27 protein-coding genes are annotated in these 24,687 nt (G+C 62.4%); 11 read left to right on the top strand and 16 right to left on the bottom strand.

Annotated elements, in window-relative coordinates; all coding sequences use genetic code 11:
* Nucleotides 1-61: 61 nt before the first annotated feature.
* The 6 genes from FJ977_RS28165 (at nt 62) to FJ977_RS28140 (ending at nt 10,170) form a co-directional block, all read left to right on the top strand.
* Complete coding sequence (locus FJ977_RS28165; RefSeq protein ID WP_056570074.1) at nt 62-1,051, top strand: LysR family transcriptional regulator; 990 nt, start codon at nt 62-64, stop codon at nt 1,049-1,051.
* Between the two features lie 105 nt (nt 1,052-1,156).
* Nucleotides 1,157-1,807 (top strand): response regulator transcription factor, encoded by a 651-nt coding sequence (locus tag FJ977_RS28160; RefSeq protein ID WP_140775430.1) that lies wholly within the window; start codon nt 1,157-1,159, stop codon nt 1,805-1,807.
* A 5-nt stretch (nt 1,808-1,812) separates the two neighbouring features.
* The gene (locus FJ977_RS28155) at nt 1,813-3,537 is read left to right on the top strand and encodes an ATP-binding protein (protein WP_246683367.1); all 1,725 of its coding nucleotides are present in this window, start codon (nt 1,813-1,815) and stop codon (nt 3,535-3,537) included.
* A gap of 240 nt (nt 3,538-3,777) precedes the next feature.
* On the top strand, nt 3,778-8,586 hold the full coding sequence (locus FJ977_RS28150) for an autotransporter domain-containing protein (RefSeq protein WP_140775428.1): 4,809 nt from the start codon (nt 3,778-3,780) through the stop codon (nt 8,584-8,586).
* A gap of 179 nt (nt 8,587-8,765) precedes the next feature.
* A complete protein-coding gene (locus FJ977_RS28145; RefSeq protein WP_140775427.1) occupies nt 8,766-9,086 on the top strand; it encodes a protamine-2 (modular protein) in 321 nt (106 codons plus the stop codon).
* A 322-nt stretch (nt 9,087-9,408) separates the two neighbouring features.
* Nucleotides 9,409-10,170 carry a Stf0 family sulfotransferase gene (locus tag FJ977_RS28140; protein WP_140775426.1) on the top strand — a complete coding sequence of 254 codons (762 nt, stop codon included), beginning with the start codon at nt 9,409-9,411 and terminating at the stop codon, nt 10,168-10,170.
* Between the two features lie 89 nt (nt 10,171-10,259).
* On the opposite strand, the gene FJ977_RS35990 is transcribed toward FJ977_RS28140, so the two are convergent.
* A complete protein-coding gene (locus FJ977_RS35990; protein WP_181180099.1) occupies nt 10,260-10,427 on the bottom strand; it encodes a hypothetical protein in 168 nt (55 codons plus the stop codon).
* 144 nt (nt 10,428-10,571) lie between these two features.
* On the opposite strand from FJ977_RS35990, the gene FJ977_RS35985 reads away from it, so the two are divergent.
* From FJ977_RS35985 to FJ977_RS28125, 3 genes are all read left to right on the top strand, one after another.
* On the top strand, nt 10,572-10,862 hold the full coding sequence (locus FJ977_RS35985) for a hypothetical protein (protein WP_181180105.1): 291 nt from the start codon (nt 10,572-10,574) through the stop codon (nt 10,860-10,862).
* Nucleotides 10,852-11,025: a hypothetical protein gene (locus FJ977_RS28130; RefSeq protein ID WP_246683364.1), complete on the top strand. Its 174-nt coding sequence runs from the start codon at nt 10,852-10,854 to the stop codon at nt 11,023-11,025. Before FJ977_RS35985 ends, FJ977_RS28130 begins: the two co-directional genes overlap by 11 nt.
* Before the next feature lie 73 nt (nt 11,026-11,098).
* Nucleotides 11,099-11,383 (top strand): PRC-barrel domain containing protein, encoded by a 285-nt coding sequence (locus FJ977_RS28125; protein WP_140775424.1) that lies wholly within the window; start codon nt 11,099-11,101, stop codon nt 11,381-11,383.
* Nucleotides 11,384-11,527: 144 nt separating this feature from the next.
* Here the strand turns inward: FJ977_RS28125 and FJ977_RS28120 are convergent, their stop codons facing one another.
* The 3 genes from FJ977_RS28120 to FJ977_RS28100 form a co-directional block, all read right to left on the bottom strand.
* Entirely contained in the window at nt 11,528-11,761 is a 234-nt protein-coding gene (locus FJ977_RS28120) for a hypothetical protein (RefSeq protein WP_140775423.1), read from the bottom strand.
* Between the two features lie 591 nt (nt 11,762-12,352).
* Nucleotides 12,353-12,646, bottom strand: coding sequence for a hypothetical protein (locus FJ977_RS28110; protein WP_140775422.1), 294 nt, complete (start codon nt 12,644-12,646; stop codon nt 12,353-12,355).
* Nucleotides 12,647-12,951: 305 nt separating this feature from the next.
* Nucleotides 12,952-13,809 (bottom strand): ATP-dependent DNA ligase, encoded by an 858-nt coding sequence (locus FJ977_RS28100; RefSeq protein WP_140775420.1) that lies wholly within the window; start codon nt 13,807-13,809, stop codon nt 12,952-12,954.
* 84 nt (nt 13,810-13,893) lie between these two features.
* Between FJ977_RS28100 and FJ977_RS28095 the strand changes: the two genes are divergently transcribed.
* On the top strand, nt 13,894-14,118 hold the full coding sequence (locus tag FJ977_RS28095; RefSeq protein ID WP_140775419.1) for a hypothetical protein: 225 nt from the start codon (nt 13,894-13,896) through the stop codon (nt 14,116-14,118).
* A 65-nt stretch (nt 14,119-14,183) separates the two neighbouring features.
* Here FJ977_RS28095 and FJ977_RS28090 read toward each other — a convergent pair whose 3' ends face one another.
* The 5 genes from FJ977_RS28090 to FJ977_RS28070 all read right to left on the bottom strand — a co-directional run bounded on the left by FJ977_RS28090 (nt 14,184) and on the right by FJ977_RS28070 (nt 16,751).
* Nucleotides 14,184-14,441 (bottom strand): hypothetical protein, encoded by a 258-nt coding sequence (locus tag FJ977_RS28090; RefSeq protein ID WP_140775418.1) that lies wholly within the window; start codon nt 14,439-14,441, stop codon nt 14,184-14,186.
* 47 nt (nt 14,442-14,488) lie between these two features.
* A complete protein-coding gene (locus FJ977_RS28085; protein ID WP_140775417.1) occupies nt 14,489-14,839 on the bottom strand; it encodes a hypothetical protein in 351 nt (116 codons plus the stop codon).
* Entirely contained in the window at nt 14,839-15,291 is a 453-nt protein-coding gene (locus FJ977_RS28080; RefSeq protein WP_140775416.1) for a hypothetical protein, read from the bottom strand. The genes FJ977_RS28085 and FJ977_RS28080 overlap by 1 nt, the downstream gene beginning before the upstream one ends.
* Nucleotides 15,292-15,387: 96 nt before the next feature.
* Nucleotides 15,388-15,705 carry a hypothetical protein gene (locus FJ977_RS28075; protein ID WP_140775415.1) on the bottom strand — a complete coding sequence of 106 codons (318 nt, stop codon included), beginning with the start codon at nt 15,703-15,705 and terminating at the stop codon, nt 15,388-15,390.
* Entirely contained in the window at nt 15,705-16,751 is a 1,047-nt protein-coding gene (locus FJ977_RS28070; RefSeq protein ID WP_140775414.1) for a glycoside hydrolase family 19 protein, read from the bottom strand. Before FJ977_RS28070 ends, FJ977_RS28075 begins: the two co-directional genes overlap by 1 nt.
* Before the next feature lie 81 nt (nt 16,752-16,832).
* Between FJ977_RS28070 and FJ977_RS28065 the strand changes: the two genes are divergently transcribed.
* Nucleotides 16,833-17,036: a hypothetical protein gene (locus FJ977_RS28065; protein ID WP_140775413.1), complete on the top strand. Its 204-nt coding sequence runs from the start codon at nt 16,833-16,835 to the stop codon at nt 17,034-17,036.
* On the opposite strand, the gene FJ977_RS28060 is transcribed toward FJ977_RS28065, so the two are convergent.
* Genes FJ977_RS28060 through FJ977_RS28030 form a run of 7 tightly spaced genes read right to left on the bottom strand, consistent with a single transcriptional unit; the run spans nt 17,033 to nt 24,673 of the window.
* Nucleotides 17,033-17,260: a hypothetical protein gene (locus FJ977_RS28060; protein WP_140775412.1), complete on the bottom strand. Its 228-nt coding sequence runs from the start codon at nt 17,258-17,260 to the stop codon at nt 17,033-17,035. The two genes, FJ977_RS28065 and FJ977_RS28060, sit on opposite strands and share 4 nt — an antisense overlap.
* A gap of 4 nt (nt 17,261-17,264) precedes the next feature.
* Entirely contained in the window at nt 17,265-18,839 is a 1,575-nt protein-coding gene (locus FJ977_RS28055; protein ID WP_140775411.1) for a hypothetical protein, read from the bottom strand.
* Nucleotides 18,840-18,848: 9 nt separating this feature from the next.
* Nucleotides 18,849-20,438 (bottom strand): hypothetical protein, encoded by a 1,590-nt coding sequence (locus FJ977_RS28050; RefSeq protein ID WP_140775410.1) that lies wholly within the window; start codon nt 20,436-20,438, stop codon nt 18,849-18,851.
* Complete coding sequence (locus FJ977_RS28045; protein WP_140775409.1) at nt 20,435-23,014, bottom strand: phage tail protein; 2,580 nt, start codon at nt 23,012-23,014, stop codon at nt 20,435-20,437. The genes FJ977_RS28050 and FJ977_RS28045 overlap by 4 nt, the downstream gene beginning before the upstream one ends.
* A complete protein-coding gene (locus FJ977_RS28040) occupies nt 23,014-23,430 on the bottom strand; it encodes a hypothetical protein (RefSeq protein WP_140775408.1) in 417 nt (138 codons plus the stop codon). The genes FJ977_RS28045 and FJ977_RS28040 overlap by 1 nt, the downstream gene beginning before the upstream one ends.
* Entirely contained in the window at nt 23,427-24,059 is a 633-nt protein-coding gene (locus FJ977_RS28035; protein WP_140775407.1) for a hypothetical protein, read from the bottom strand. Before FJ977_RS28035 ends, FJ977_RS28040 begins: the two co-directional genes overlap by 4 nt.
* Entirely contained in the window at nt 24,056-24,673 is a 618-nt protein-coding gene (locus FJ977_RS28030; protein WP_140775406.1) for a hypothetical protein, read from the bottom strand. Before FJ977_RS28030 ends, FJ977_RS28035 begins: the two co-directional genes overlap by 4 nt.
* Nucleotides 24,674-24,687: the final 14 nt, after the last annotated feature.

Genomic DNA, 24,687 nt, shown 5'->3' with positions numbered 1-24,687 from the left:
ATGACGCGTGACGGGTCGCTGGCAAATGCCGACGGGCCGCGAGCGGAGGTAAGGGAAAACCATGGCGACGTTACCGAATCCGGTTGCGGTTTCAAACGTTTACAGCGACGTACCGGGTGACGGCGAAACCCTGCTGCGCAGCGGTCTCAGCCTGCGTCACATGCGCATGATCGTCGCTCTCGACGATCACGGCCGGGTGAGCGCGGCGGCGCAGGTCATGAACATCTCGCAGCCGGCGGCCTCGCGCATGATCGCCGAGATGGAGGCGGTGCTCGAGGTCAAGCTGTGCGAAAGGCTGCCGCGCGGCATCACGCTGACACCCTACGGCAAGGCGCTGGCCAGGCGTGCGCGCTCGATCCTGCTGGAGATGCGCGAGGTCGACCGCGAGATTTCCGAACTCAAGGCGGGCAAGGGCGGGTCGGTGTTCCTGGGTGCCGTGACGGCGCCCGCGATCGAACTGGCGGTACCGGCGATCCGCGAAATCCGCCGCATCTACCCGCGCATCGAGATCACCATGCAGGTCGAGACCTCGAATGTGCTGGCGCGCGAACTGATTGCCACGCGCCATGATTTCATCATCGCCCGCATCCCCGACGACCTCAATCCGCGGCTGTTCGAATCGCGTGTCATCGGCGTCGAGAAAGCTTGCCTGATCGTGCGCCGTGGCCACCCGCTCACCAGCGGCGGCGTGGTGCGGCTGGAAGACACCGCCGCCTATGACTGGGTTTTCCAGTCAGGCGGTTCGCCCTTGCGCCAGGCGATGGAGAGCAATTTCCTGAACCGCAACATCGCCCTGCCGGACCGGATCCTCAACACCAGTTCGCTGCTGCTCACGCTGGTCATGGTCGCGCAATCCGACGCCATCGCACCGGTTTCGGTGCAGGTGGCGAAATTCATCCAGAATCCCGACGGGCTCGCCGGCGCCATCGACGTCGTCCAGACCGAATTCGACATCGAGGTCAGGCCCTACAGCCTGATCACGGTCAGGAATCGCGTGCTGTCGCCGGCCGCCAAGATGCTGCACGATTTCATCCTGCGGGAGGTCGGTTGATGCGTGGCCACATGATTGTCGGCGGGTGAAGAGGTTGCCATCTGGCGTATTGATCGGTTTACAATGGCCCGGCAGATCCATTGCAGGACAGGCGGGTAGGGGGACGTGAAAGCGAACGTCGTCGTTGTCGAGGATGATCCGCTCGTCGCCGCTCATGTCGGACGCGGCGTGGCGGCGCATGACGGCTTGTCGTTGGCGGGCATCGCGGGCACGCTGGCCGGTGCGCGTGCTCTGCTCGAGGAGAAGGTGGACTTGTTTATTCTCGATCTTGGCCTTCCCGATGGAAGCGGGATCGAATTGATCGAGGAAATCCGTGCACGAGGCGGTCTTGAGCCGAAAATACTCGTCCTCTCGGTGCTGGGCGATCAGGATACGGTGCTGGCGGCCGTGCTGGCGGGAGCGGACGGCTATCTGCTGAAAGATATCGACAGTCTCGACATCGGCCAGCAGGCCGCCGATGCGTTGACCGGTGGTGCGCCATTGTCGCCCAGCATCGCCGCTTATGTGCTGCGTCATCTGCGCCGGCAACGGGAAGATTCGAAATCGGATGATGCCGATCCGCCGCTGTCACCGCGCGAAATCGAACTGCTCCAGCTTCTGGCGCGCGGGTACAGCAACCGGCAGGCGGCGGCCGAACTGGAAATATCGCCGTACACGATCGGCGATCATGTGAAATCGATCTACAGGAAGCTCAGGGTGAGCAATCGGGGCGAGGCCATGGTACGCGCCTTTCGCAGCGGGTTGCTACGCCTGTGACCATCATGCCCCGGCTGACGGGATTGCGCCGCGCGCTGGCAATCATTCTCGGCGCGCAACTGCTGTTCTGGTGCGCTTATGCGCTCATCATCGCCGGTTTGCAGCCCGTGGGCACACTAGAGGAATATCGGTTGCCAGCGGCGCGGGCGCTGCTGGCGTCCGAGCCGGCCGAGGTGGGCGCCTATGCTGCCGGGCTTTCAGGGCCGGCCATGCTGCGTATCCCGGGCTGGCAGCCCGTGGTCCTGCAGCCGGCGCAGGCGAGCCTGTTGTCGCGCGCGGAGACGTCGGCGGGCAATGAGTGGTCGCTCACCTGCTGGGGAAATCCTTGTCCGGAGGCCGCGACAGCCTATGCAGGACCTTTCGACCGTATGGATGAGGCGGCCGGTCGGGAGAAGTTCCAGCGTTTCGACATGGTATGGCTGGTCGTTGTGACGGAACTGATGATGGGCGCAGCGCTGCTCGTCCTGTTGCCGGTCAACGGGTTTTCGCGGCTCCAGTGCGTCACTGGCCTGCTGCTCATATCGGTTGGCATCGACGCCTGGCTCACCACCTTCGGGGCGGAGAGCCTGCCCTATGTCTGGTTTCTGTTACTGCGCTACGGCGTGGAATATCTCATGTTGACGTTAGCAGCGCTTGCCGTAAACGCCTTTGCCGACTGGCGCTCGCGCGAGGCGTGGGCAGCCTGCGGCTGCTTTGGCGTCGCCTTCGTCATATTGCTTGGGACCATGATCGCAGGCGTCGGCTTTGCGACAATTGTGCCCTGGCTCGATGCGGTGGCGCTGACCCTGCTGTCGGGATATGGCGTTTTGGCCTTGCTGCGGATGGGACGGACAGCTCCGGGGCCGGCGATCCGGGTTCTGGCGATATTGCTTGTCGCTCTTGCCTCGATTGGTTTCGACCTGTTTCTCCTGCCGCCGCCCACCGGTTTCGCGTTGCAGGCGTCGGTCCTCGCACCGCCATTGACGATGTTCGGCATCCTGTTCGAGATCGCGCTGCAGGGGCACAGGCTCAATCAGGAGGCAGAGGAGGCGCGTAGCGATCTGGAACGTCAGGTGCTGGAGCAGGATGCGAGCCTGCTGCGCTCCTCGCGATTGTTGCGCCATCAGGAACGGTTGATCGCGATCGACGCCGAGCGTCAGCGTCTGCTGCGCGACATGCACGATGGAGTCGGCGGTGTGCTGACGCACCTTCTCCTCGATGTCCGCGAGAATCGACTGACCTCACGGGAAATCGAGCAGGGACTGCAGTCTTCGGTCGATGACCTGCGCAACATGGCCAGTGCGATCGACGCGGGCAACGAACCGATCGACGAGGCACTGGCGATGTTCCAGGAGCGCATGGCAGGCCGTCTTGCCCGATCCGGCATCACCCTGGACTATCGCTGCACGCTCCCGATTCCGGCGCCGAGCCTCGACGCGCGGCGGCTGCTTAGCCTCTATCGGCTGTTGCAGGAGGGTATCGCCAACAGCTTGCGCCATGCTTCCGCCACAAGGATCGAACTCGCGATGAACCCCGGCGACGATGGCGCCATTCTCGTCATACTGTCGGACGATGGCACAGGCTTCGAGCCTGAGAGAGCCTCAGGCGCTGCCGGCGAAGGACGGGGCCTTGCGAACATACGTCGTCGGGCTGACCAGATGGGCGGACGGATAGCAATCGAAAGCGCGCCTGGGCGCGGCACGCAACTGACCTTGGCCATTCCGACTCACGCCGCGGCACGAAAGGCCTGATCGCTGGGTCAAGGTATTCAGCGCGAAATGCCTAATTTGCCATGATATTTTGCCGGTACCCCCTCGAACGCGGGATTGATGTGTCCGCCGCCCCGGCGGAAAAGATCATCAACGACTCCCGTTCGGGATCGGGACCAAATCAATGAAATCGCGGTGCCGCCAGTGGCGGCGCGGGGGAGGGTGCATGCCCGCGCTCCCCTAGCGCCGGCGCGCGGGCGGCTGCCGTGAGGGAGCACGGCAATGGCGGCAGGGCGCGGCAATCGTTCGAGGACCATTTCGCTCCGCAGGCTGTCGGTCACGACCTCGACCCTCGCGCTCCTCGCCATCGCCTGCGCGCCTTCGACGGTCCAAGCTCAACAGCCTTGTGACCCGGGAGGCGGGCCGTACACCAGCGGGTCCCCGGATTTCAACGGCGGCCTTACCAATGGTTGCCAAGTGGATGCAGACGCAGCCAACACATTCAGCGGCACTGTTGCCGCGACCTTCCGCAATGGCGCCGTCCTCAATGCGAACGCGGCCGGCGCCGTCAGTGGCGGCCTCGTGCAATTGCCGACCTTCGACGCCGTCGTGAATGCGAACGTCGCCAACGCCATTACCGGTGGCACGCTGGTCCTCAATGGCACCGTGAACGCAATGGCCACCGGCGCCATCAATGGCGGTCGGTTGAGGCTCGGGGGAGACGGCGTCGTCAACATATGGGCCGCCAACGCGACGACCGTGAATACCGACCTGGAATTCGGCAGTCAGGCAGTGAGCGCGGGAGGTCTCCTCAACCTCAACGGCTTCAGCACGACCGTCGGTCGGATCACGAATTACATCCCCAGCGGGCAGATCGTAAACGGCGGCGCGGCGGATGCCGCGCTGACGATCGATGGTTCGGCCCTTGGAGATTCTTCTTTCGGTGGCGTGATCGCCGACGGGGCTGGTGGCGGCACGCTCGCGCTGGTCAAGCGGGGGTTGAGCACGCTGACACTTTCGGGTTCCAACACCTATAGCGGCGGGACGCGGATCGAAGCGGGTACCCTGGAACTAAAGGGCAACGGCACGCTCGGTGCGCCTACGGGAAAGCTCGACATCGCCAGCGGTGCCACGCTGCTTTTTGATACCACGGCTTTGACGGTCGGCTCGCTGTCTGGTGCGGGTACCGTCACCCGTTCGGACTTCAACCCGGGCGTGCTCACCGTCGATCAAGCCACCGACACCACTTTCAGTGGCGCCATCGCGGATTACTTCGACGAAATCAATGGCGTAACCACCATGACCGGACTGACCAAGTCCGGCACCGGCACGCTCACCCTGAGCGGCAACAACACCTACACCGGCACCACCAATGTGACGGGCGGCACGCTGCTCGTCGATGGATCCCTGGGCAATGTCATGTGGGGACCCATTGTGTTGGGAACTTCCACGGTTGCGATTGCATCGGGAGGCAGCCTCGGCGGCGCCGGATCGATCGCTGGCGATGTTTCAGTGGCATCCGGCGGCATCCTGCTGGGCCGCGCCGGTCAGACCCTGTCGATGGGGTCGCTGGCGCTGGACGCCGGCTCGGTCTTGGATGTCTCGCTCGGCGCACCGGGCAACACGCGCCTGTTCAACGTCGCCGGCAACCTGACGCTCGCCGGCACGCTCGATGTGAGTGACGCCGGCGGTTTCGGCGATGGTCTCTATCGCCTGTTCGATTACGGCGGGGCGCTGACCGACAACGGGATAACCGTTGGCGCGACGCCAAACGGTTATGCTGGCGGCGATCTGGCCGTGCAGACTTCAGTGGCTAACCAGGTCAACCTGCTGGTCGGGGCGGTAGCGCCCGGCTCCTACAGTTTCTGGAACGGCGCGCAGACCACGGCCAACAATATGGTCAACGGCGGCACAGGCACCTGGAGCGCCGCCGGAACCAACTGGACGAACGCGGGCGGCAGCGCGAGCGGCGTCTACGATCCGTCGGCCATGATGATCTTCCAGGGCACACCGGGCGTGGTCACGGTCAGCGCCGGTGGTGGCGCGCTGGATTTGGACGGCGGGATGCAGTTCTTCGTCGATGGCTATCAAATATCAGGCGATGCGCTCAATCTCACCGGATCCAGTGTTCCGATCCGCGTGGGCGACGGCACCGCAGGCGGCGCGGGTATGTCCGCGACCATTTTGTCCGCGCTCACCGGCAGCGGCGGCATCGACAAGACCGACCTCGGCACGCTCATTCTCTCGGGAGCAAACACCTACACCGGCGGCACGACCGTCTCGGCCGGTACGCTGAAGCTCGACGGTGCCGGCACGCTCGGCGCGACGACGGGCGCGCTTGCCATCGCCAGCGGCGGCGCGCTCGATATTGCCGGCACCAACCAGATCGTCGGCGCGCTGTCCGGGGCCGGCAGCATTACCAGTTCCGTTTCAGGCGGCATGCAAAGCTCGCTCACAGTCGATCAGGCCGGCAACACAAGCTATGGCGGTGCGATCACCGACGGATACATGACGGCCACCGGCACTGGCACCGTTTGGCTGCTCAAGAATGGCGTGGGCACGCTGACCCTGACCGGGAACAGCACGTTTGCCTTCAACACCGTCAATGGCGGCACGTTGGCGATCGCAAATGGCGGTGAGGTTGCGAACGAAACCAGTTATGTGGGTGACGCGGCGGGCAGCGATGGAACGGTTCTCGTCTCCGGCGGTGGGTCCGTGTGGACGACGGATTATCTGTACCTCGGCTATCGGGGCGCGGGCACACTCACCATTGCGGATGGTGGCAGGGTCAGCGTCGGCACGCTCGATATGGTGCGCACAAGCTCCGCCCGTGGCACGCTGAATCTGAACGGCACGGCCGGGGCACGCGGGGTATTGGAAACCAGTGGCATCGGGAAAGGCCTCGATGGCGCGACAGTCAATTTCGATGGCGGCATTTTACGAGCCACGGCTGCCGACGCCGATCTGCTCGGCCATTTTGCTGCCGACGATGTAACGATCAAGGCCGGCGGCGCATTTATCGATACCAACGGCTATCAGGTGGAGATCACCTCCCCGCTGGGCGGCGTCGGGGCGCTGACCAAACAGGGCGCGGGCGAACTGTACGTGATCGGGGCCAACACATACGAAGGCGGCACCAACATCGAGGTGGGGAGGCTGTTCCTTGGAGATGGCGGCACGCTCGGCGCTCCAACCGGATCGCTTTTCGTCGCAAGCGGCGCCACTCTCGATCTCGGCATCACGTCGCAGACGGTCGGTTCGCTGTCGGGTGCAGGCGATATCACCAGCACGGTCACGATGGGGGCTCCCAGCCTGCTCACCGTGGATCAGGCCACTGACACCACCTTTAGCGGCGCCATTAGGAATGGCATCCAGCTTGTCAGTCCAGGCAGCAGCACCCTCCCGGCGATTCTTGTACCCACGGTCGTCGGGCTGACAAAATCAGGCACGGGCACGCTCACCTTGAGCGGCAGCAATACCTATACCGGAAATACCAACGTCACCGGTGGAACGCTTCTCATCAACGGGACATTGGGCAGTGCCCAGGTCTCGGTCGCATCGGGTGCTGCCCTGGGCGGCACCGGCGCGATCACCGGCACGGTCACGGTCTCCGGCCGCCTCTTCGCCGGCACGGGCGCATCTGGCTCTGGCGGGGGCATCGGCACGATGACGGTGGTGGGCGCCGTCACCTTCAACACCGGCTCGACCTATCAGGTCGCCGCGAATGCGGCCGGACAAGCCTCCCATCTCGACGTGACCGGGCCGGCCACGATCAACGGCGGGACGGTCAGCGTGCTGGCTGGCGCGGGCAGTTATGGACCTCAGACCGACTACACGATCCTGTCGGCGACCGGCGGCGTCAGCGGTACCTTCGCCAATGTGACCAGCAATTTCGCCTTCCTCGATCCTTCGCTCAGCTACGACGCGGATAACGTCTATCTAAGGCTGCACCGCAATAACATCAGCTTTGCTTCGGTTGGCCAGGCCCCCAACCAGATGGCCACCGGCGGCGGCGCCGAGAGCCTGGGCAGCGGCAATCCGCTCTACGATGCCATCCTGCGGCTACCCGCCACGGCTGCCGCTGGAGATGCCCTCGACCAATTGTCGGGCGAGATTCATGCCTCGGCCAAGGGCATGCTGCTGGGAGATGGCCATTTCGTCCGTGATGCCGCTACTAGCCGCATCTCTGCTGCCTTCGGCGACGGCAGCATGGCCGCCCTGCCGATCATGGCCTATGGCGAGGGAGGTCCCGAAATGGTCGCCGCCGACACCGATCGTTTCGCCGTCTGGGGTCAGGCTTTTGGGTCTTGGGGCAGCACGGATTCCGATGGCAACGCCGCCGCCCTTGATCGCTCGACTGGCGGCCTGCTGGCCGGCGCCGATACGTCGGTCGGCGGCTGGCGTGTCGGTCTGCTCGGCGGCTACAGCCATTCGAGCTTCGGTGCCGACGATCGCAATTCGACCGGTAAGAGCGACAACTATCATCTCGGTCTCTATGGCGGTACCAATTGGCGCGCCATCGCTTTCCGCACCGGCGCCGCCTACAGCTGGAGCAGCATATCGACTAGGCGCTCGGTAGCCTTCGACGCTTTTGCCGACGCGCTCTCGGCCGACTATGATGCTGGCACCGCGCAAATCTTCGGGGAGTTCGCCTACAAGGCCGATGCCGGACAATTCAAGTTCGAGCCTTTCGCCAATCTTGCTTATGTCAGCGTGCACACAAACGGGTTTACCGAAAAAGGTGGCCCAGCGGCGCTGGCCAGCGCCGGTTCGACCACCGATGCCACCTTCACCACGCTCGGCTTGCGCGGTTCCACCGAATTCGCGCTTGGCGGCGTCAACGCCACCGCGCGCGGCATGCTCGGCTGGCGTCATGCCTTCGGCGATATCAAGCCGCTGTCGACCGTCACTTTCGCTGGCGGCGATCGCTTCACCATCGCTGGCGTGCCGATCGGCAGGGACAGCGCGCTCATCGAGGCCGGTCTCGACCTGCTGCTCGCCCCCAACGCCAAGCTCGGCCTGTCCTATACCGGCCAGTTCGGCGGCGGCGTTGACCAGGGTGCCAAGGTCGATCTCGGCGTGACATTCTGAGGGCGCCGGCGTCGCGTGCTGTCGCCGGCCGCCAAGATGCTGCACGATTTCATCCTGCGCGAAGTGGGGTGATGGAACAAGAAGTGCAGTCGCGCGTTCAATCCGATCGACATATCGCTGGAGCCCCGTTTTGGGCGAGGGAACGAGGTGCCGATAGTCAACAACTCTGGAGGTTTTTGATGGAACGTCGGTTGTTTCTCACTGGAATGCTGGGCGTCGCGGGGGCCGTGGCGCTTGCGAGCGTGGCCGGGACCGGCCGGGCGGTCGCCGGTATTCCCCAAGGCAACGGAATTCTCGATGAACTGGACAAGCCGGATCCGGCTGTCTTCGAAGGCGATGACGGGGTCGGACTGGAACAGGTCTCCCATCGTCGCGGGCATTACCGCTATCGTCGCCGGCATGGCGGAAGGCGTCGCGGCTGGAGACGGGTGTGCCGCAGTTACTGGCGTCATGGTCGTCGCCACGTCCGCTGCTGGCGCGAGCGGGTATGGCTCTGGTAGCAATCGGACTCTCGCTGACGCAAGCCGGCCACCGACAGCGTGGCCGGTGTCGTCACGATGTACAAAATGTACAGGGCCAATGTATGCGTTTTGCAGATCGGTGCCCCAGGCACCGATCAACCAACTGTTACGGACCCAGGCACGTATTTTAGCTTAATCTAACTCGTATTTTAGCTTAATCTGAGAATCGGCGGAACCATATCAGCCGTTACCCGTTGGGGCGCTGTTTAGTGGGGATTGTGACCATGCCAGACGGCCATCGAAAAGAATCTTATTCTGCAATTGTGATCACAGGTCCACAGGCCAGAGGTAATCCGCACGCATGAGGGGCGTGGCGATACTGACAGAAGCCCGCAGTGGCTCCGAATGGCTCGGCAGTCTGGCAAACAGTACGGGAACACTGGGACGGTCGGCCGAATGGCTCGATACGGACACGTTGGGCCTCAGGCCGAAATCCTTCGACGAACTCCTCTCCGCCGTCATCGACCGTGGCGGGACCGAAAATGGCAGGTTCGCCGTCAAGCTGTTTCCACGCCACCTTCACTGGTCGCAAGCGAAATATGAAGCCGACTTCCTTGCCGAATGCGTCCGGCGCCATGCCATGGGTGTGGTCCTTCTGGAGCGGCGGGACCGCCTTCGCCAAGCGATCTCCTATTGCCGGGCGAAGGCGTCCGGTCGTTGGAGAAGCACGATGGGCGGCGCGGATCGGGTTCCGCAATACGACTTCGCCGGAATCTGCCAGGCCTATTTCATGATCGGGCAGAGCTATGCTTTCTGGGAGGCTTATCTGCGCATGGCCGACCTGCCTTACGACCATTTGTTTTATGAAGATCTGTTGGACGACCCTCGTCCCTATGTCGCGTCGGTGGCCCGGCAGTTGTCGATTGAAGTGCCGAACTGCGAGTTCAGGACGAATTTGCGGTTGCAGCGGGACAGCCGCACCGAAGAGTGGGCTGAGCGGTTCCAGAGCGACGCCAAGTCCAAGGGTCTGCTTGCCCATCTTCCCAAGAAGGTGGCGCCGCGAAATATCAACAACCTTGCCCGGTTTCTGCTCAAGAAGCAGATGCGCATCGGTCAGGCTTAAGCTTGGCCATTCCCGTACCGATCGTGCCGGACAGGCACACTCTGGAAGCGCCTGTCATGAAAAGCCCGCCGGCTCCGGTCCGCGGCTTTTTATTTCGGCGGAGGCGCCGGCTTGTCGCGTTTCAGCAGGTCGCCGAGGACCGTGGCGCTTTCGCGCAACAACTCCCTGACGTCCTCCGGTTTTATCTTCTCCAGGTGATCGGCAGCGCTCAACAGCTCACAGACCAGCTCGACACCGCGCGCGTGCAAAACAGCCATTTTCGGTCCTCGTATCCAAGGCGTGCAGGCCGCATTTCGAGCTGCAACGCCGCAATAACAAATGACACCGAAAGGCGATTTTATTTTTCGGGAACAATTTCTCAAGTCCGCGCTTTTTTGGCCGTCAGACCAGAGGAGGCTTTCTTGAAACGAAGGATTGATCGCGAGAGGATTGAGAGAGCGGACCGCGCCAGCAAGCTGGTGATTGATGCCGAGCGGCAAGCCCGGGAAGCAAAGACGGCACGTTTGCGTGAGCAACGCATGTCCCTGGCGACTTTAGAACCGAAGGCTGTCGTCGTGGCGAAGGCCCGAAAGGGAGCGCGCGGAGCCAATGACGTCGTCTATCTCTCGGCGATGGAAGAACGTAATCCGAAACGACCGCTATATCTTCTGCCCACGCAAGGAGGACGCTCCCGACCGGCCCGTGGCCGCTGACCATGTGCCGCAAGACTTGCGCAAGGAGATCGAACAGTTCTTCCTGTCCTCGGTGCTGAGCACGGGCAAGACCATCAAGCTGAAGGGTTGGCAGGACGCCGGCGAGGCCGCCAAGGCGCTCAGCAAGGGCGCCAAGGCTTTTCGGCGCAGACACAAGCGGTAGTCCGCCTGGGACCGCTGGAACCGTTCCTCTTTTCGCTGGTTAGATCATTTCAACCCAAGCGGAGAAGCAGATCATGGACCACTCGAATCATACCCGCCTTGCTGACTCGGAACTGACCCCCGACATTCTTGAGGGTGCTACCATTTATGGCCCGGCCGACGAAAAGATCGGCTCCGTTGACCATGTCCATGGCACGCAAATTGTCATCGATGTCGGTGGGTTTCTTGGCATCGGGGCAAAGCCCGTTGCGGTCGCATTGAATGAACTCGACTTCATGCGCGATGAGGATGGAGATGTCCATGCCGTCACGTCATGGACGAAGGACCAGCTGAAGGCCATGCCCGAACACCGCGATTGATCGTTGCGGTTTGGCTCGCACGGATGGCCGAGGAGACCGTGATGCCGCGCGGCGTTCGGGCTGGCGGTCGGTTGTTATTATTCCGCCAGGCAACCGACTCCAATTGGCAAACGCTGTCCGGCGCGCTCGGGATCGCCCGCGCGCCTACTGGTCCGAAAACCTCACGCTCACGCCGCGCTGCCGAAAATAGGCCTGCATCAATTTGCGGCCAGATCGGTTGTTCTGCGCCAACTTGGTCGGATCGAACACAGCCTCTTTTGCGCCCTCTCGTGTCAGCGCTGCCTTGAGTGTCGCGATATGCGAGTCGATGTCGGCATTGTCCGCCCGTAGCGAAGCATAGATATTTTCGGTCGCCTCGGCCACGGTTGGTTCGCTCACAGGTGTCGTCCTTTGTTTGGGCGGCAGCTCTGAAAAGTGCCGCCTTATCCGTCTGTTGTCTGGGTGGTGCGCCGAAAGCCTGGAGCGGGTAGCGGGAATCGAACCCGCGCGTTCAGCTTGGGAAGCTAGGTATTTATACCAGATTCCAGCCACTTGCATGTAAAAACGTGCGAAACCCGCTTATTGAAAATCAATGGGTTACGGCGCGATTGTAAAACGGTCTATGCCCTCACTTCGGCAAATCCGCCCCGGCGACCCTGCGCGTGTAGGCGCGCTCGACTGCAAACACAGCTTCGTCCTTTGTCTCGACGCTCCCGCTCGAGGAGCCGCTAAACCAGGACCATCGCCCAGCGGACGGGCCATGGAATTCCTTCATGATGCGCCCGGCATTGTCGCTGAAACTCTGCCGAAAAATCGCACGGGGTCGACCGGCCGCCGATGGTGGTTCGCCCCCACGCCAGACGCACGCGGGCGCTGCGATCGACCAGACTGCGAAAAGCATCTTCTTTGGTTTCAAAGGTGGCTACGATGGTGCTGACGTCGACGACCTGCCAGCCGCGCTGGTAGGCGGATCGGACTGTGAGGCGATCACTACCCACGAAACCGTTCCGTGTACCAGGTGATCTTGCCGTCGACCTTCATCGGTTTATGAACCATCAGTCGCTTGGGCAGGTGTTCGGGATGCACCTCGAGCAGCGTGATTTTTATATCGGGCTTGCAGCGGCTGCAGTCGAACTTCAACTTCAGTGGATCGACGCCTCCGCCATAGACCATCATGAGATCGGCAGACCTGATATAGCGGACGTTGCCGCAGCTGCATTCTGCCTTCACCAGCATGTTGTGCCGGGTCGCCTTGCCCAGCGTGTCGATCGGATCGTGCGCCATGAGAACAGAAAAGGAACAAATTCCTTGCCCGTCAAGCGGTCTTATGGAATCTATGCCGCATGAGCGACGAACCCATCAAGCTTGTCGACGGCATGACGCCGGCGCCGCGAGACCGCGCCCGAGTGCTGGGCCACATGTGCGAGCACGCCGGATGCACAAAGCATGCGGGCTTCGGCTTTGCCCGGCCGCGACAGGACCCGCACTGGTTCTGTTTAGAGCACCGAAGTGACGGCGAGCGGTATCTGTAGGAGACACTACCCGATCAGGGTTATGGCCGCGCTCCTGGTCCTTCTTTGCCACGGCCATCAATCTTCCTCCCGGAAATCCTGCAACGAAGCGTGCCGCAAGTCTTCCTCACCCCGCAAGTGCTTCACCCGACCGATAATGCCCGGCTTGACCCATTGCGTCGCCGGCCGCTTCATCCCCTTGGGCGGAGGCCCGGCGTGCTCCTGGACGCGCTTCCACAGCCGTTCGCGGATGGCGCGGCTGGAATTGATGAAGGCCGATCCGACATACTTTCCAGTCTTCCGGTCGGCCATCAGCGCGAAGGCAGGCTTGCCCATCTCGCGCTCGACGCCGAGCAGATCGTATTCCTCGACCGCATAACTCTTGATCTTCAGCCAGTTGGTCGACCTACCGCTGCGATATTTGCTGTCGCGCCGCTTTGACACCATACCCTCGATGCCGGCTTCGTCGATCAGATGGAAGATGGCGCTTGCCTCGCCCGGCATGGCCTGACTGAACTGGATATGATCGTCCTGCTCTATGATGCCTTCCAGGATCTCGCGGCGGTCCTCCAGCGCCATGTCGCGGAGATCATGGCCATTGAGGTGCAACAGGTCGAATGCAACGAAATAGAGGTCCTGCTCCCGCCGCGTGATAGCCTTGCGCAACGCTGCATAGTCCGACAGCCCGGCTTGGTTCAGCACGACGATCTCGCCGTCGATGATGGCGCTTTCCACCTCGAGTCGTTTCGCGGCGCCAACCAGGTTGCGATACTTCATCGTCCAGTTGTGGCCATTGCGGGTGAAGATGCGCACGTCATGGTCGATGATGATCTGCGAGCGGTAGCCGTCGAACTTGATCTCGTGAATCCATTCGCCGCCCTCGGGAGGCTTGTCGACAAGGGTCGGCAGCAGAGGCTCAATGAATTTCAGACGCATGCACAGACTCGCAAAACCGCGATTCAATAAGCCTGCGCTAAAATGGTTCCGGAACTTTTACCGCGCCGCCGTGTTCGTTGCGTCATGAAGAACGATCACGAGGGACGCGCTGCGCTACGGCTGATCAGAGCCACGGTGGAAGAGCATTGCCCGCCAGGCGTGTTGCCCAGTGAAGAAGCCGTCAATGGCATCCATGGCCCAAGCCTTATGGACGAAGCCGAGGCGCTGGCCGCCGCGATCGTGGCCACGGTCGAGCGGCTGCAACTGCAAACAGCGGTCAAGCCGCCGGCGCCGAGTATCAAAGCGTAGGCCAAAACGCAAAAAGCCCGCCCCGGGCGAACCAGGGCGGGCTCCACAGCTCATTTCTTTTCGGGTCAGCCGACCGGCTGGAAGACCAGATAGAACGTGTCGCCGACCGCGAATTTGCCCAGCAACGCCGGATTTGCGATGGTCAGCGACAGCGCGCCCGCCGGCGAGAACCTGGCGAATTGCTGGTCTTCGTCGCTGCCGTCAGCGGGATAGGCTCCGTCCTTGGCCGGGAAGTTGAACGTCAGGGCTTCCTGCGTCGGATCCTCGTCGTTCGGATATTTCTTGATGCCGGTGATACGCACCTTTGCGCGCATGGTGGTCATGATCGTCTCCAATTTTCAGGGGTTTACCCGGAACCGCCGGGCGCGGATTACTTGCGGCGGGCGACTTCCTTGGCCAGATCGCCGATTTCTCGCCGCAGCTCGGCAATCTCATCGACGGCGCGATTGGCGACCTCGATGATCCGATAGCCGACCTGCCGCTGCTTTTCCGCATCGGCGCGATGGGCAATCGATTCCAGGGTGTGGCCCTCGATGGCTGCGGCGAGCGCCTTGACGGCTGTGTTGTCGACCAGCGCGCCGGCGACCTCGACCTGACGCTCTGCCGGTGTCGCGGTCTTCCCGCCATATTTCAGTCCGAAGATTGCGAGCAGCCCCAAAAAGCCAAGGCCGATGAAGTTGGCGACGGGCACGAGCTGCTCCGCCGGTATGCCGAAGATCATCAAAGCCTCCGATGGCCAGCACCGACATCAGCCCATGCTCGAAAGAGGTTCCACATCTCGATCGCCATGAAGGTGGAATAGGCGATCACGCCGGTGCCGCCGCCGCCAAGGGTCAGCCAGGCAATCAGGACGCCGAGGGCGATCTGCCCCCAGAACACGCAAGACGCGATCGAAGCCCCCGCCCGCAGATGGGGCGAGAACCGGAATTGCCGGAAGGTGCCGTTGACCGTCAGCGCGCCAAGGCGCAGCAGGCCAGCGAACAGGCAAATGTTCGCCCACATCGCCTCATCGCCGTAGCTGGCGATCACCGCGAACGCGCGTGCCGTCGAGAAGGTCGAGGGATCGCCGGCCAGCACGGCGGACCAGCCGAACAACGCGCCGGTCATGATCCATTCCGTGACACGCATCCCGAAATGCTGGCGGATGCCGCCGGCTATTCGCAGGATGATCATTTCCAGCACTTCCGGCGCTGGCCGTTGCGGTCATTGCCGAGCACGCGTTCGTAGCCTGGCCGGTCGGCGCCGATCAGCGCCACGGTCCCGGCCGGGCTAAGGCTGGCTTTCAGGAAGCCCGCGCAGCTGCTCGCAGGCGTCGACTGGCATGCCACTCCCGCGCAGGCCAGAAACGCACAAATCATAGTCAGACATACCAGAGAGCTTCGCATTGTCGCCTTTCCTTTCCAGTTCGGCTTTGACATCGGCCGCCGCGACTTCGGCGACGCGGCGGCTGTAACCCTGTGCATCTCCCTTCCGGTGCCCGAGCAGATAGCCGGCCGGCACCGCGGCGATGAGCGCGGCAAGCACGACCAGTTTCCAGTTCTTCAGGGCGAGCGACAGGATCTCGCCGGCAGCGGCGAGCGCGCCCATCAGATCGCGCTCCGGATTTCAGCCGCCTGGGTGTTCACCGCGGCGATGCTCGACTGCAGCTTGGCCTGCTTGGCGCGGCGGATCAGGCCATAGCCGACGATGCCAAGGACCAGGACGGCGGCGACGATCGCCACGACCTTCCAGTCGGCCCCGCCGAGGGCCGTAAGCGTCGGCGCGGCGCCGCCGAGTGCGGCATCCTTTTGGAACTGCGGATCCTGATAGAACGGCTTGTCCAGAGCTTCGCCGCCGACGGCAACCGGCACGGGCGTCTCGACCGGCACTTCGACCTTGGTCTCGACTTTCTTGGTTTCGACCACCGGGGCGGATTGCGTGACGGGCTGGATATCCGGATCGGTCATGTGCACCAGCGCCAGATGCAAGGCAGCGCGCGTCTTCGGGCCAGGCGCGCCGTCGACCTTGGCGTCGGTGTACCAGCCCTTGCGCTTCGCCGCCGCCTGGAAGGCCTTGTAGGCACCGAGCGGATAGCCCAGCACGACCAGGGCGGCGCGATCGTAATAGTCGAGGCGGTCATCGTAGCCGTTGAGGCCGCCATTGACCTTGCGGGTGATCATCTCGATGTTGTTCTGGTCGGCGTAGACGTTCAGCGATTTGCCAGTGGGGCTGCCGGCGTCCCAATACCAGATCGGCACCAGCCCCTCGTAGGGATCGGTGTTGACCAGGTCTGGCTTGGCTTCAAAGTCGGGAGCGTCGGGAATGAATTTGCGCACCCAGGCGGTAAACCGGCGATAGTTGGCCCGGCCGGTGATCTGGATGCCGGTGCGACCCTTGAAGCGCTTGCCGTCGCCCTTCTGGATATTGCCCAGATCCCTGCGGCCTTCATAGGCGGCGCCGCTGGCGATCTCCCGGTCATAGTGGAAACCGCCGGATTCGTGCGCCTCCTGGGCAATCAGATGCACGGCGCGATGCGGCAGGTCGAGGCCGAACCGCTGGCCATACTGGTTCATGGCAATCACGATCGACTGCACATTGTCATTGTCGGGCGCACCCTTGGCGATGCGCTTCAGCTGCGCGGCGGTGATCAGCATGGCAAAGTCCTTTCCGCCCGGATCGCGGGCAGGTTGTTCGATTGCGGATTTTGGCTATGGTCGGCGCCGGGGAGCGGGCCGATGAAACGAGACTGGGTAAATCTGCCGAAGCCGTGGGCCGAACTGCGGCCAGGCCTACGCGATGAGATCGCCGCCAAGGCTGGCGATATCCACACCTATGATGGTGGGCATGTCAGGCTGGTGGATGGCCTGTGGCAGGTGTCGTCCAGCGGGGACGCGAACGATGCCGATATGGTGTTGAATGCGTTGAGGAAGCCGAATTAGGACTCAGCCACAACAAACTTGCCGATGGCAGCGGTGATTGTCCCCGCCCTCTCCTGAGCTTCAGCCAACTGGGTTTGGAGGCTTGTGATATTGGCCTCCAGTTGGTCGACCGCCGCCTGCGCCGCGATAAGCTGGTCAGCATAAAACGCGGTGATGGACGCCATTTCCGTTTCGGTGGCGCCGAGCGTCGTCAGGACGTCTATGATCTGTTGATTGAGTTGCATGCTTTTAGCTCCCTGCCATGATGATCCAGTTTGTCCCGTCGCTGACGAGGGTCGCCCAGTTGCCGGCACCGGATGCCAGAATGGCGGTGCCAGCCGACGTCGAAGCGCGAGGGACGACATTTGAGGATGCTGAAACTACAGTCTGCGCCTGCATGTTCTTGATAGAGATTTCGCGACCGGAGAACGACGAGGCAGCGGGCAGCGTGACGGTGCACGTGCTGCCGCTCTTGTTGTTGATCAGATGATTTTCTGTGGCCGCAACCGTGAAATCGGCCGTCTTGGTGACAGGAGCGGCGCGAGACAACGAACCGCTGATGGTATGCATCCCCGCGCTGTCGATACGCAAGCGTTCGACGGGCACTGAACTTCCGGCTGGCGTCGTACCGAACACGATACGACCTGGCATGACGCCAGCGCCGGGCGTGCCGTCGACGTAGCCGCCGAAGAAACAAGCGGCCTGAAAGTTCGTGCCGTCATCACCGTTGAAGATGAAAGCGCCGAGGCTGTCCGCATTGCTGACGATTCCGCGCGTTCCAACGCCTCCACCACGGCTTTTCGCGAATATTGCCCGACCTCCGACCGCGTTGGCCGCCCACCGGGTCATCCCCAACCCAACAGTACCGCCAGAATGCAACTGCAAGGCTGGCAACGTTCCGCCAACGCCAGCCTCTTGGGCGTATGTATAGGCGGTTGTGGACCCTTGAAGAAAATTGCCCGAGGTGTCGAACCGACCAGCCCTGATCGAGCCGTTGTTGCCGACCAAGAAGTCGATGAAGTCGGCAGTTCCGACACCTGATGTCGACACAAGGGACAGTCCAGAGGAAGCACCAGAGCCGCCGAAGACGCCGCCCGTGAACGTCTGGACTGCCGACCATGTGCTCGCCGTGCCCAGCAAATAGGAGCGAACCGTGGCCTTCAGATTGGCCCAGGTCAGATTTTTGAGGCCGAAAGATGCGGCGCTGTCGAACAGAGACACCTCATCGGCGTCAACTGGCGTTGTTTTGGCCGTTCCAGGCCGTACCGCAGACACCACCGGCACAGCCGGATTAGTCGCGTCGACAGCAATACCTGTGCCCCCCACCAACGACGACACACCACCACTCGCAACGGCATTCGCTACCGTAAAAGGCCCCACCCATGCCAGCGTCGGCCCGTCCCAGCGGTAGAAGGCAAAGGCCACGCCGAGCTCGGCGCGCAGGAACAGGTAATTGTCGTCATCGGCGGTCAGCGTGAGCGCGTTGCGCTTTGCCAACGAGCCTGAATTGTTCGGATGGATGCCGGCCAGCGACAGGGTGATGAGGACGCGCGTCAGCTTGTCATAGAGGTCGACGACATTGGCAGCATCGGAATCCTCGCGGACGATGGCGTAGGAATACGTGCCGCTCGCCCCGGTCCATTTCACCGCCCCGGTCAGGTGCGTGTCATCAGCCACCGCGGCGATCGGCATCGGGTTGCCAGGCGCCTCGATGTTGAGCGTGCCGCCCGTGACCAGGGAGACAGCCCATGCGGTCCCGGTGCCGACAACCGCGGCACTGCCGTTCGTCACCGTGACGGTGCCGGTGCTGTATATCGATGTCATGGTGGTTTCCTAGTGGCTCGGCGGCACGCCGAAGATGTAGTAGCGCGCGCCCTTCAGCTGGGAGCTCCAGAATGAAGCGCTGGGCTGGATGGTCCACGGGTTATTGCCGGAGGCGTACAGATCGACGCTGGTTGGCGACGTGGGGTTGGCCCAGGTCGAATAGCCGGACGTTCGTCCCTGCCATGTCCCGTTGTTCGTGAAAACGCGATGTTGGCCCCAGAGCGCTGACGGCTCGTCATAAGCCGACAGCACTCCAGGCGGATTGTAGATGGCTCCGATCTTGGGAAAAAGCAGAAGGCCATCCGGATTCGGAACGGTGATCGTCGCCTTGCGAACCCCCTTGAACAGATCGCTCCCGGAAAGCACCGTCGGAAAGTCGCTTGTCCAGTTCAAGAAACCCTCGGCCAGGATTGGCAGATAGGTCAGGCGCGTATCGAGCATGATATCGTTCAGGTTCGGCGCAAGGTCGGAAGAACCCGGTCGCTTGATCTGGATATAATCGCCTATGCCGTCATTGCCGCCAATGAAGATTTCACTGCCACCTGTCGTCGGCGCCTCACCGGAATCGGCATAGATGACATAGAAGATGTCCATCGACGTGTCGCAGTTGCTGACCACCGTCACGGTCGATCCGGACACCGTGTATGAAAAATCGTTGGCGTGCGCGTTTATGTTGTCGATGAAGGGCGGTGCCCAATACGTCGCCTCCGTCGACTTCTTGACCAAATAGTCCATGTAGGTGAGCTCGGTCGTCGGCAATCGCGTGTTGATCACCACGGTAGCGAAGGCGGCAACGGTTATCGTTCCTGTCGCCAGGACCTTCGCGGGTATCCTGTCCTCGTGCAGGATGTAATTGTTCGGATCAGGATCCGCGACGGTGCGACCGGGCAATGCCACTCTGCACCTGCCGGGCGAAACGATGTCTACGATGACATCGCCGGCAACTGGAGACGAAGCATTGTTCGGGATGGCCTCATCGTGCATCGGCAGGTCGAAGACAGTCGCCAGCGCGCGCTTGACCGCTGGATTGCCGCCGGATGTCGAGACGAAGGCAAACACGGCCGGACGGTTGCGACCGGACGGGCCGCCATTCGATCCGGTGTCGATCACCCTGTTGGTCTCGCAGTCATAGCTGGAAAGGGACTGTATCTGACCGTTCGAAACCGATCCGCCCGTCAGATTGACGTTAGGCCCCCGAAACTGGTTTGTCGAAAAATTGATGGTTGGTCGCATCTCGACAAGCGGGAAATAGGAATAGCCGTATACGGCGGTGAAATACTCCTGAAAGAAATTCCACCGTTGGTAGTTCTGGCCGCCTGAGTTGAAGCTCTGGATCAGTATCTGGCAATTGTTCTTGTTCGATCCTGGTGGGTAGTAATATTTGGTCGGATTGATGGGGCTTCCGGTGGGAGGGTACGAGGCGAAGTCCGGCTCGACGACAAAGATGTCCTTTATGTAGCCGACTTTTTGATTGTCCGAGTTGAAGAAGAATTTCCCCGTATCGGAATTCGGCGTTGTCACAGGATTATAGGAGGCATCCGTCATGCCCTTGACGACAGGCCTGCCCGACTGGCTTTCCAGCGCGAGGAGCTTGCTCATACGATGATCCGGATGCCTTCGGCGCCGCCGGAGAAGGTGCCGATTTGTGTCTTGCCCGACGTTGTCTTGAAGAGGTCCATTGTGGCGGTACCGAACCGGGCAAAGAGGGCTTTCAACTCGCCATCTTCGAACGTCAGTGGCGTGCCGGAGTCCGTACCGTCCGTGACGACCCATTGCTTCACGTTGGTAACCATGCGCGAGAACGGCTGGAGCGGATCGCCGCCAACAAAGCCGGCTTCCCACAGTGTTCCTGCGGTCACGAAAGCGTCAGCTACAGTCGCGCGAATATCGAGCACCAGTTGAGCAGTGACGTCACCAGTGCCCGCGACGACGCGCATGCGCCACAGAATGCCGGAAGAAGCGTCACCAACCGTGGCTTGTACCGCATCGAGAATTTCGGCCTGGGCCAAAAGACCCGCTTCTGTCTCTTCAATCGAGGCGGTCATGGAGCGAAGCGCAACCGCCGTCGCATCCTTAAAGCGTCGAACCGCTGAATTATCCTGCACCTGGCGACCGGCCGCTTCGACGGCCGCCGCCGCAAGCTGAGCCATTTGATCTTTGTAACCCTGCAGGCTGACACTTATCTGCGTGAACAGGTCGAGCATATCTTGCTGGATTTGCGCGAGGCCGACCGACAGGGCGGGCAACGTCTCGGCATCGGTGGTGACCGGCAGCCAGTCCGACCAGACCGCATCCCGGCCGGAATAGGGCACGAAAATGCCGCGAGCTTCATAATCGGTGCGCCCAACGAACGTGCCGACGAGCTTGACCGACACCGGATCCGGGTTCGTGGCGGGATCGCCATACGGAAGCGTGCCGTCGAACTGCAGCACGTCGCCATCATCGAGGCGCACCTGCACCCGGACAAACTGCACGTCATCGAGCGCGCCGGGGAATTCCACGCGGATCGTCGGTTTGCGCGGCGAGCCGTCATTGCCGTCGAGGCTGTCGGGGAACACCTGCCAGCCGGTCATCGGTTGCGGCGGCGGCAGGATCGGCCCCACAGGCCCGACCGAATAGGGCTGCTGGTCGGTTTCCGGATCCCATGTGAAGTCGCTCGGGTCGACCTCCTTCAGGGAGGCCAGTTGCAGAAAGTTCGACCCGCCGTCGATCTCCGTGATCAGGAATTTCTTGTTGGAGTAGCTGTTGCGATTGCTGGTCCATGCGACGACGTCGCCGGGTTCCAACAGCCACGCTTCCGGCGGCAGGAAGAACTGATGCTGGCGGAACCGTCTGGAATCCAGAATGGCTTCCTGCAGCAGCCGTTGCACCTGGACGGCATAGGGCACTGTCGGGAAGGTCAGGCCCGTGACAAGGCGGCGGTTGTCATCCAGCACCTCGAGGTCAGTGCGCAGATAGGCCGGCGCATCCTTTGCCGCCCATTTCTCGGCAGGCTCGGGATAGCTCGCCTGCGCGCCGTTGTAAGTGCTTTCCAGGCCTGGGAACGGGTCGAGGCTCTGTCCCTCGGTGACGACGATGCTTTCGTCGGTGAAGGAGTAGACCGCGGCACCAGGCGCGCCGACCGTCACCTTGTACATGCCGCCGACTTCGGCGAGACGCCCGGAGCATCCCTTGAGGATGCTTTCCAGCACGTCGGCCGGCTCCTGGTCGGTCGTGATCTGGCAGCCGGCGCGATACTGCTTTTCGGTGCCGCCGCCGGCCAGCGAGACACTGGCGTCGCAAATGTTCATGGCCGCCATCCAGTTCGCCGCCGGCAACTGGTAGGCTTCCGTCGTCTGCCCGCCATAGACCCATTCGTCGCCGAAATAGATGCCGCGAATGATATTGTAGGCCATCACGATCGGGTTGTCGGATACTTCCCACGTCGAGGGCGTAGCCCAGCGATGCGCCCCCGACCCGCCGGCCGTGCTGTCCTTGCGAACATCGTATTGCCTGACGCCGTCGACTTCGAACAGATATTGCGGGATGCCCGAGAACATCGACTGCTTGAACTTGGCGGTGATGACGACATAGGGCACGCCCCTGCCGATCATGTCGTTCGACCAGGGCCGATCAGGATCCGAGCCGAACTGGCTGGTCAGGAAGTCGCAATCATCGGTCTGCGTCCCGTCGAAGAAATACAGGCAGAGATAGCGGCTTCCGTCCTTGGTGTACTCCGCGATCGGATAGCCCCGGCTGAGCGGCGCCGGGCCGCTCATGTCGGGCAGCGTCACCTTCTTGTCGTCGACCCACAGCCCCGTCAGCGACCCGACCGGCATGTCGGCGAGTGAAATGACCTGCGTCAGCAGCCCGTTGGGCGCGCTGCCGTCATTGCCCCAGGTGTTGGCATATTCTAGCTGGCCGGCGGTCGCGAAGTGGCCCATCACGAAAGACAGCGGGTTGTCGCCGCCGACCGTGATGCTGCTCTGGATGCCGGGTTCCTTCTCCTTCGGTGCCAGCGCCTTTTCGATCAGGCTGACGCCGATCTTGAGCGCGATGCCAAGCAAGGCCTGGACGAACGCGCCCGCGCCGGCGATCCATGAGCCGATGCCCAGGATGATGGAGATCGGATCGGCATGCGCCGCCGAAAGGCCCGCCAGAATGAACCATGCGGCAAGAAGGAGGCGAAGCAGCATTATCCGACCCGGAACGCCCGTGTTGCCGATAGCAGCGGAGACACGCCCATGGCGGCCTCGCCAACCGTGAGGATGGTCTCGCCATTGACGATGCCGATCGACCAGCCGAACGGTCCATCGGTCGGGATGGCGGCAAGGTCGCCTATGCGGGCCTGCGAGATATGGATCTCGGGCAACAGGGATGCGACAGCGTCGGCGAGATCGTCGAAGCCGGCTCGCTTCAGCAGGCCGGCCGCGCCCTTGGCCGTCTTATACCTGGCCCGATAGGGCGCCGCGATATCCTCGCCGGTCATCGCCAGGACCGCATCGGCGGCCCAGCCGAAGACGCAATCATGGCCGCCCCACGTGAATGGATCGCGTTTCACGCCGTCGATGAAGCCGTGCAGCCTGGCCGACCAGTCGGGAAGTCTCTTCATTTGGTCCTGCTCTTCTCGACACCCCAGAAGATCGGCACGTTGGCGACGCCGGAGTATTTGCGGAACCGGTCCCCGGAACGGCGCTTCTGCGTCTCATCCGACTTCTTGGCTGGATTGGTGCGGGTCAGTTCGCGGACGATGGAAACCACGTCGATGGTGACGGACCCCTCATCGCCGGCCTTTGGCGTCGAGATCGGCGCCTTGTTCACCTTGCCGACGAAGTGGCAATAGATCGAGCCGGCGAGGGCATGGGTCGCGGGATCGAACAGGCCGCGATGGATCTCGACGCGCGCGCCGCGAATGTCATTGCCGCGCACCATGTCCTGCACCGTCGCATGCAGCTGCGAGAGCGTGACCTTGACCGTTTGGATGGTCAGGTCCGAAACCAGGGGAACGCGGTCGACGGCGAACAGCGAACCGTCGCCGACGAAATCGCGGTTCTCCGCCGCCCCGGTGTCGCCGCGCAGCACCGACGCCGTGACGGTGTCGAGGTCGTTCCAGAAACAGAACCTCGACGTCGACAGCCCGTCGAGCGAGCGGGCGTAGAAGGTGACGAAATCACGCTCGCAAATGCCGGCGTCAGGCGCGGCAAGCAATGCGGCATAAGTGGTGCCGTCGATCGATCTCATAGCTTCTGGATCACCGCAAAGCTGATTTGGGACAGGCTTCCGGAGTTTCCGGTGTCCATGCTGCCGGGCTTGATGATGCACTTCATGGCCGGCCGGATCAGCGTGACCGCGGCGTTGACTACGGCGCCCGGGCGAATGAACGGGTTGACTTCGAACGCAGGCGTGATGCCGCCACCACTGGCGGTCGCGTCCTCGGCGAGTTCGTGGAAGGCACGGCGGGCGGGATCGCCGTAGTCGAAGGCGAGATAGTCCCCGGCGGTCAGGCGATATCCTGCCGGCAGACCCTTCAGCGACATCGACTTCGAGTCCGGCAGGGAATTGATCTGCACGGCCGATGCGCCGAGGATAACACCGCGCGGGTCGCGCGCGGGCACCGCCTTGCGCGGATCGTAAAGGTAGAACGACCCGGCCGAGCGGATGACCGCGTTGAGCAGCGCCTCGATGCGCCGGGCTTCCGTGGCGCGCCATGCACGTAGCATGATCGACGCGGTCCACAGTTGCGGTCCGAGATCGGCCTGCAATATCTGGCCGGAGCCCATGCCGGAGAATTCGCGATTGTCCTGCAACAGCCATTTCGCGGTCTGCATTCCGATGATGTCGGCGAAGCCGGCCAAAGGCAGGGGAAACG

The organism is Mesorhizobium sp. B2-1-3A (assembly GCF_006442655.1).
In the GTDB taxonomy this organism is placed as follows: domain Bacteria; phylum Pseudomonadota; class Alphaproteobacteria; order Rhizobiales; family Rhizobiaceae; genus Mesorhizobium.
This window is presented reverse-complemented; position numbering and strand designations above follow the sequence as displayed.

Bases quoted from the DNA above. Each gene is read 5' to 3' on its own strand.
- FJ977_RS28165 (WP_056570074.1), top strand. From the start codon at position 62: ATGGCGACGTTACCGAATCCGGTTGCGGTTTCAAACGTTTACAGCGAC.
- FJ977_RS28140 (WP_140775426.1), top strand. From the start codon at position 9,409: ATGAGGGGCGTGGCGATACTGACAGAAGCCCGCAGTGGCTCCGAATGG.
- FJ977_RS28075 (WP_140775415.1), bottom strand. From the start codon at position 15,705: ATGGGCGCGCTCGCCGCTGCCGGCGAGATCCTGTCGCTCGCCCTGAAG.
- FJ977_RS28095 (WP_140775419.1), top strand. From the start codon at position 13,894: ATGAAGAACGATCACGAGGGACGCGCTGCGCTACGGCTGATCAGAGCC.
- FJ977_RS28150 (WP_140775428.1), top strand. From the start codon at position 3,778: ATGGCGGCAGGGCGCGGCAATCGTTCGAGGACCATTTCGCTCCGCAGG.
- FJ977_RS28055 (WP_140775411.1), bottom strand. From the start codon at position 18,839: ATGACATCGATATACAGCACCGGCACCGTCACGGTGACGAACGGCAGT.
- FJ977_RS35990 (WP_181180099.1), bottom strand. From the start codon at position 10,427: ATGGCTGTTTTGCACGCGCGCGGTGTCGAGCTGGTCTGTGAGCTGTTG.
- FJ977_RS28035 (WP_140775407.1), bottom strand. From the start codon at position 24,059: ATGAGATCGATCGACGGCACCACTTATGCCGCATTGCTTGCCGCGCCT.
- FJ977_RS28155 (WP_246683367.1), top strand. From the start codon at position 1,813: ATGCCCCGGCTGACGGGATTGCGCCGCGCGCTGGCAATCATTCTCGGC.
- FJ977_RS28145 (WP_140775427.1), top strand. From the start codon at position 8,766: ATGGAACGTCGGTTGTTTCTCACTGGAATGCTGGGCGTCGCGGGGGCC.
- FJ977_RS28090 (WP_140775418.1), bottom strand. From the start codon at position 14,441: ATGACCACCATGCGCGCAAAGGTGCGTATCACCGGCATCAAGAAATAT.
- FJ977_RS28080 (WP_140775416.1), bottom strand. From the start codon at position 15,291: ATGATCATCCTGCGAATAGCCGGCGGCATCCGCCAGCATTTCGGGATG.
- FJ977_RS28065 (WP_140775413.1), top strand. From the start codon at position 16,833: ATGAAACGAGACTGGGTAAATCTGCCGAAGCCGTGGGCCGAACTGCGG.
- FJ977_RS28040 (WP_140775408.1), bottom strand. From the start codon at position 23,430: ATGAAGAGACTTCCCGACTGGTCGGCCAGGCTGCACGGCTTCATCGAC.
- FJ977_RS28050 (WP_140775410.1), bottom strand. From the start codon at position 20,438: ATGAGCAAGCTCCTCGCGCTGGAAAGCCAGTCGGGCAGGCCTGTCGTC.
- FJ977_RS28045 (WP_140775409.1), bottom strand. From the start codon at position 23,014: ATGCTGCTTCGCCTCCTTCTTGCCGCATGGTTCATTCTGGCGGGCCTT.
- FJ977_RS28125 (WP_140775424.1), top strand. From the start codon at position 11,099: ATGGACCACTCGAATCATACCCGCCTTGCTGACTCGGAACTGACCCCC.
- FJ977_RS28070 (WP_140775414.1), bottom strand. From the start codon at position 16,751: ATGCTGATCACCGCCGCGCAGCTGAAGCGCATCGCCAAGGGTGCGCCC.
- FJ977_RS28085 (WP_140775417.1), bottom strand. From the start codon at position 14,839: ATGATCTTCGGCATACCGGCGGAGCAGCTCGTGCCCGTCGCCAACTTC.
- FJ977_RS28110 (WP_140775422.1), bottom strand. From the start codon at position 12,646: ATGGCGCACGATCCGATCGACACGCTGGGCAAGGCGACCCGGCACAAC.
- FJ977_RS28100 (WP_140775420.1), bottom strand. From the start codon at position 13,809: ATGCGTCTGAAATTCATTGAGCCTCTGCTGCCGACCCTTGTCGACAAG.
- FJ977_RS28060 (WP_140775412.1), bottom strand. From the start codon at position 17,260: ATGCAACTCAATCAACAGATCATAGACGTCCTGACGACGCTCGGCGCC.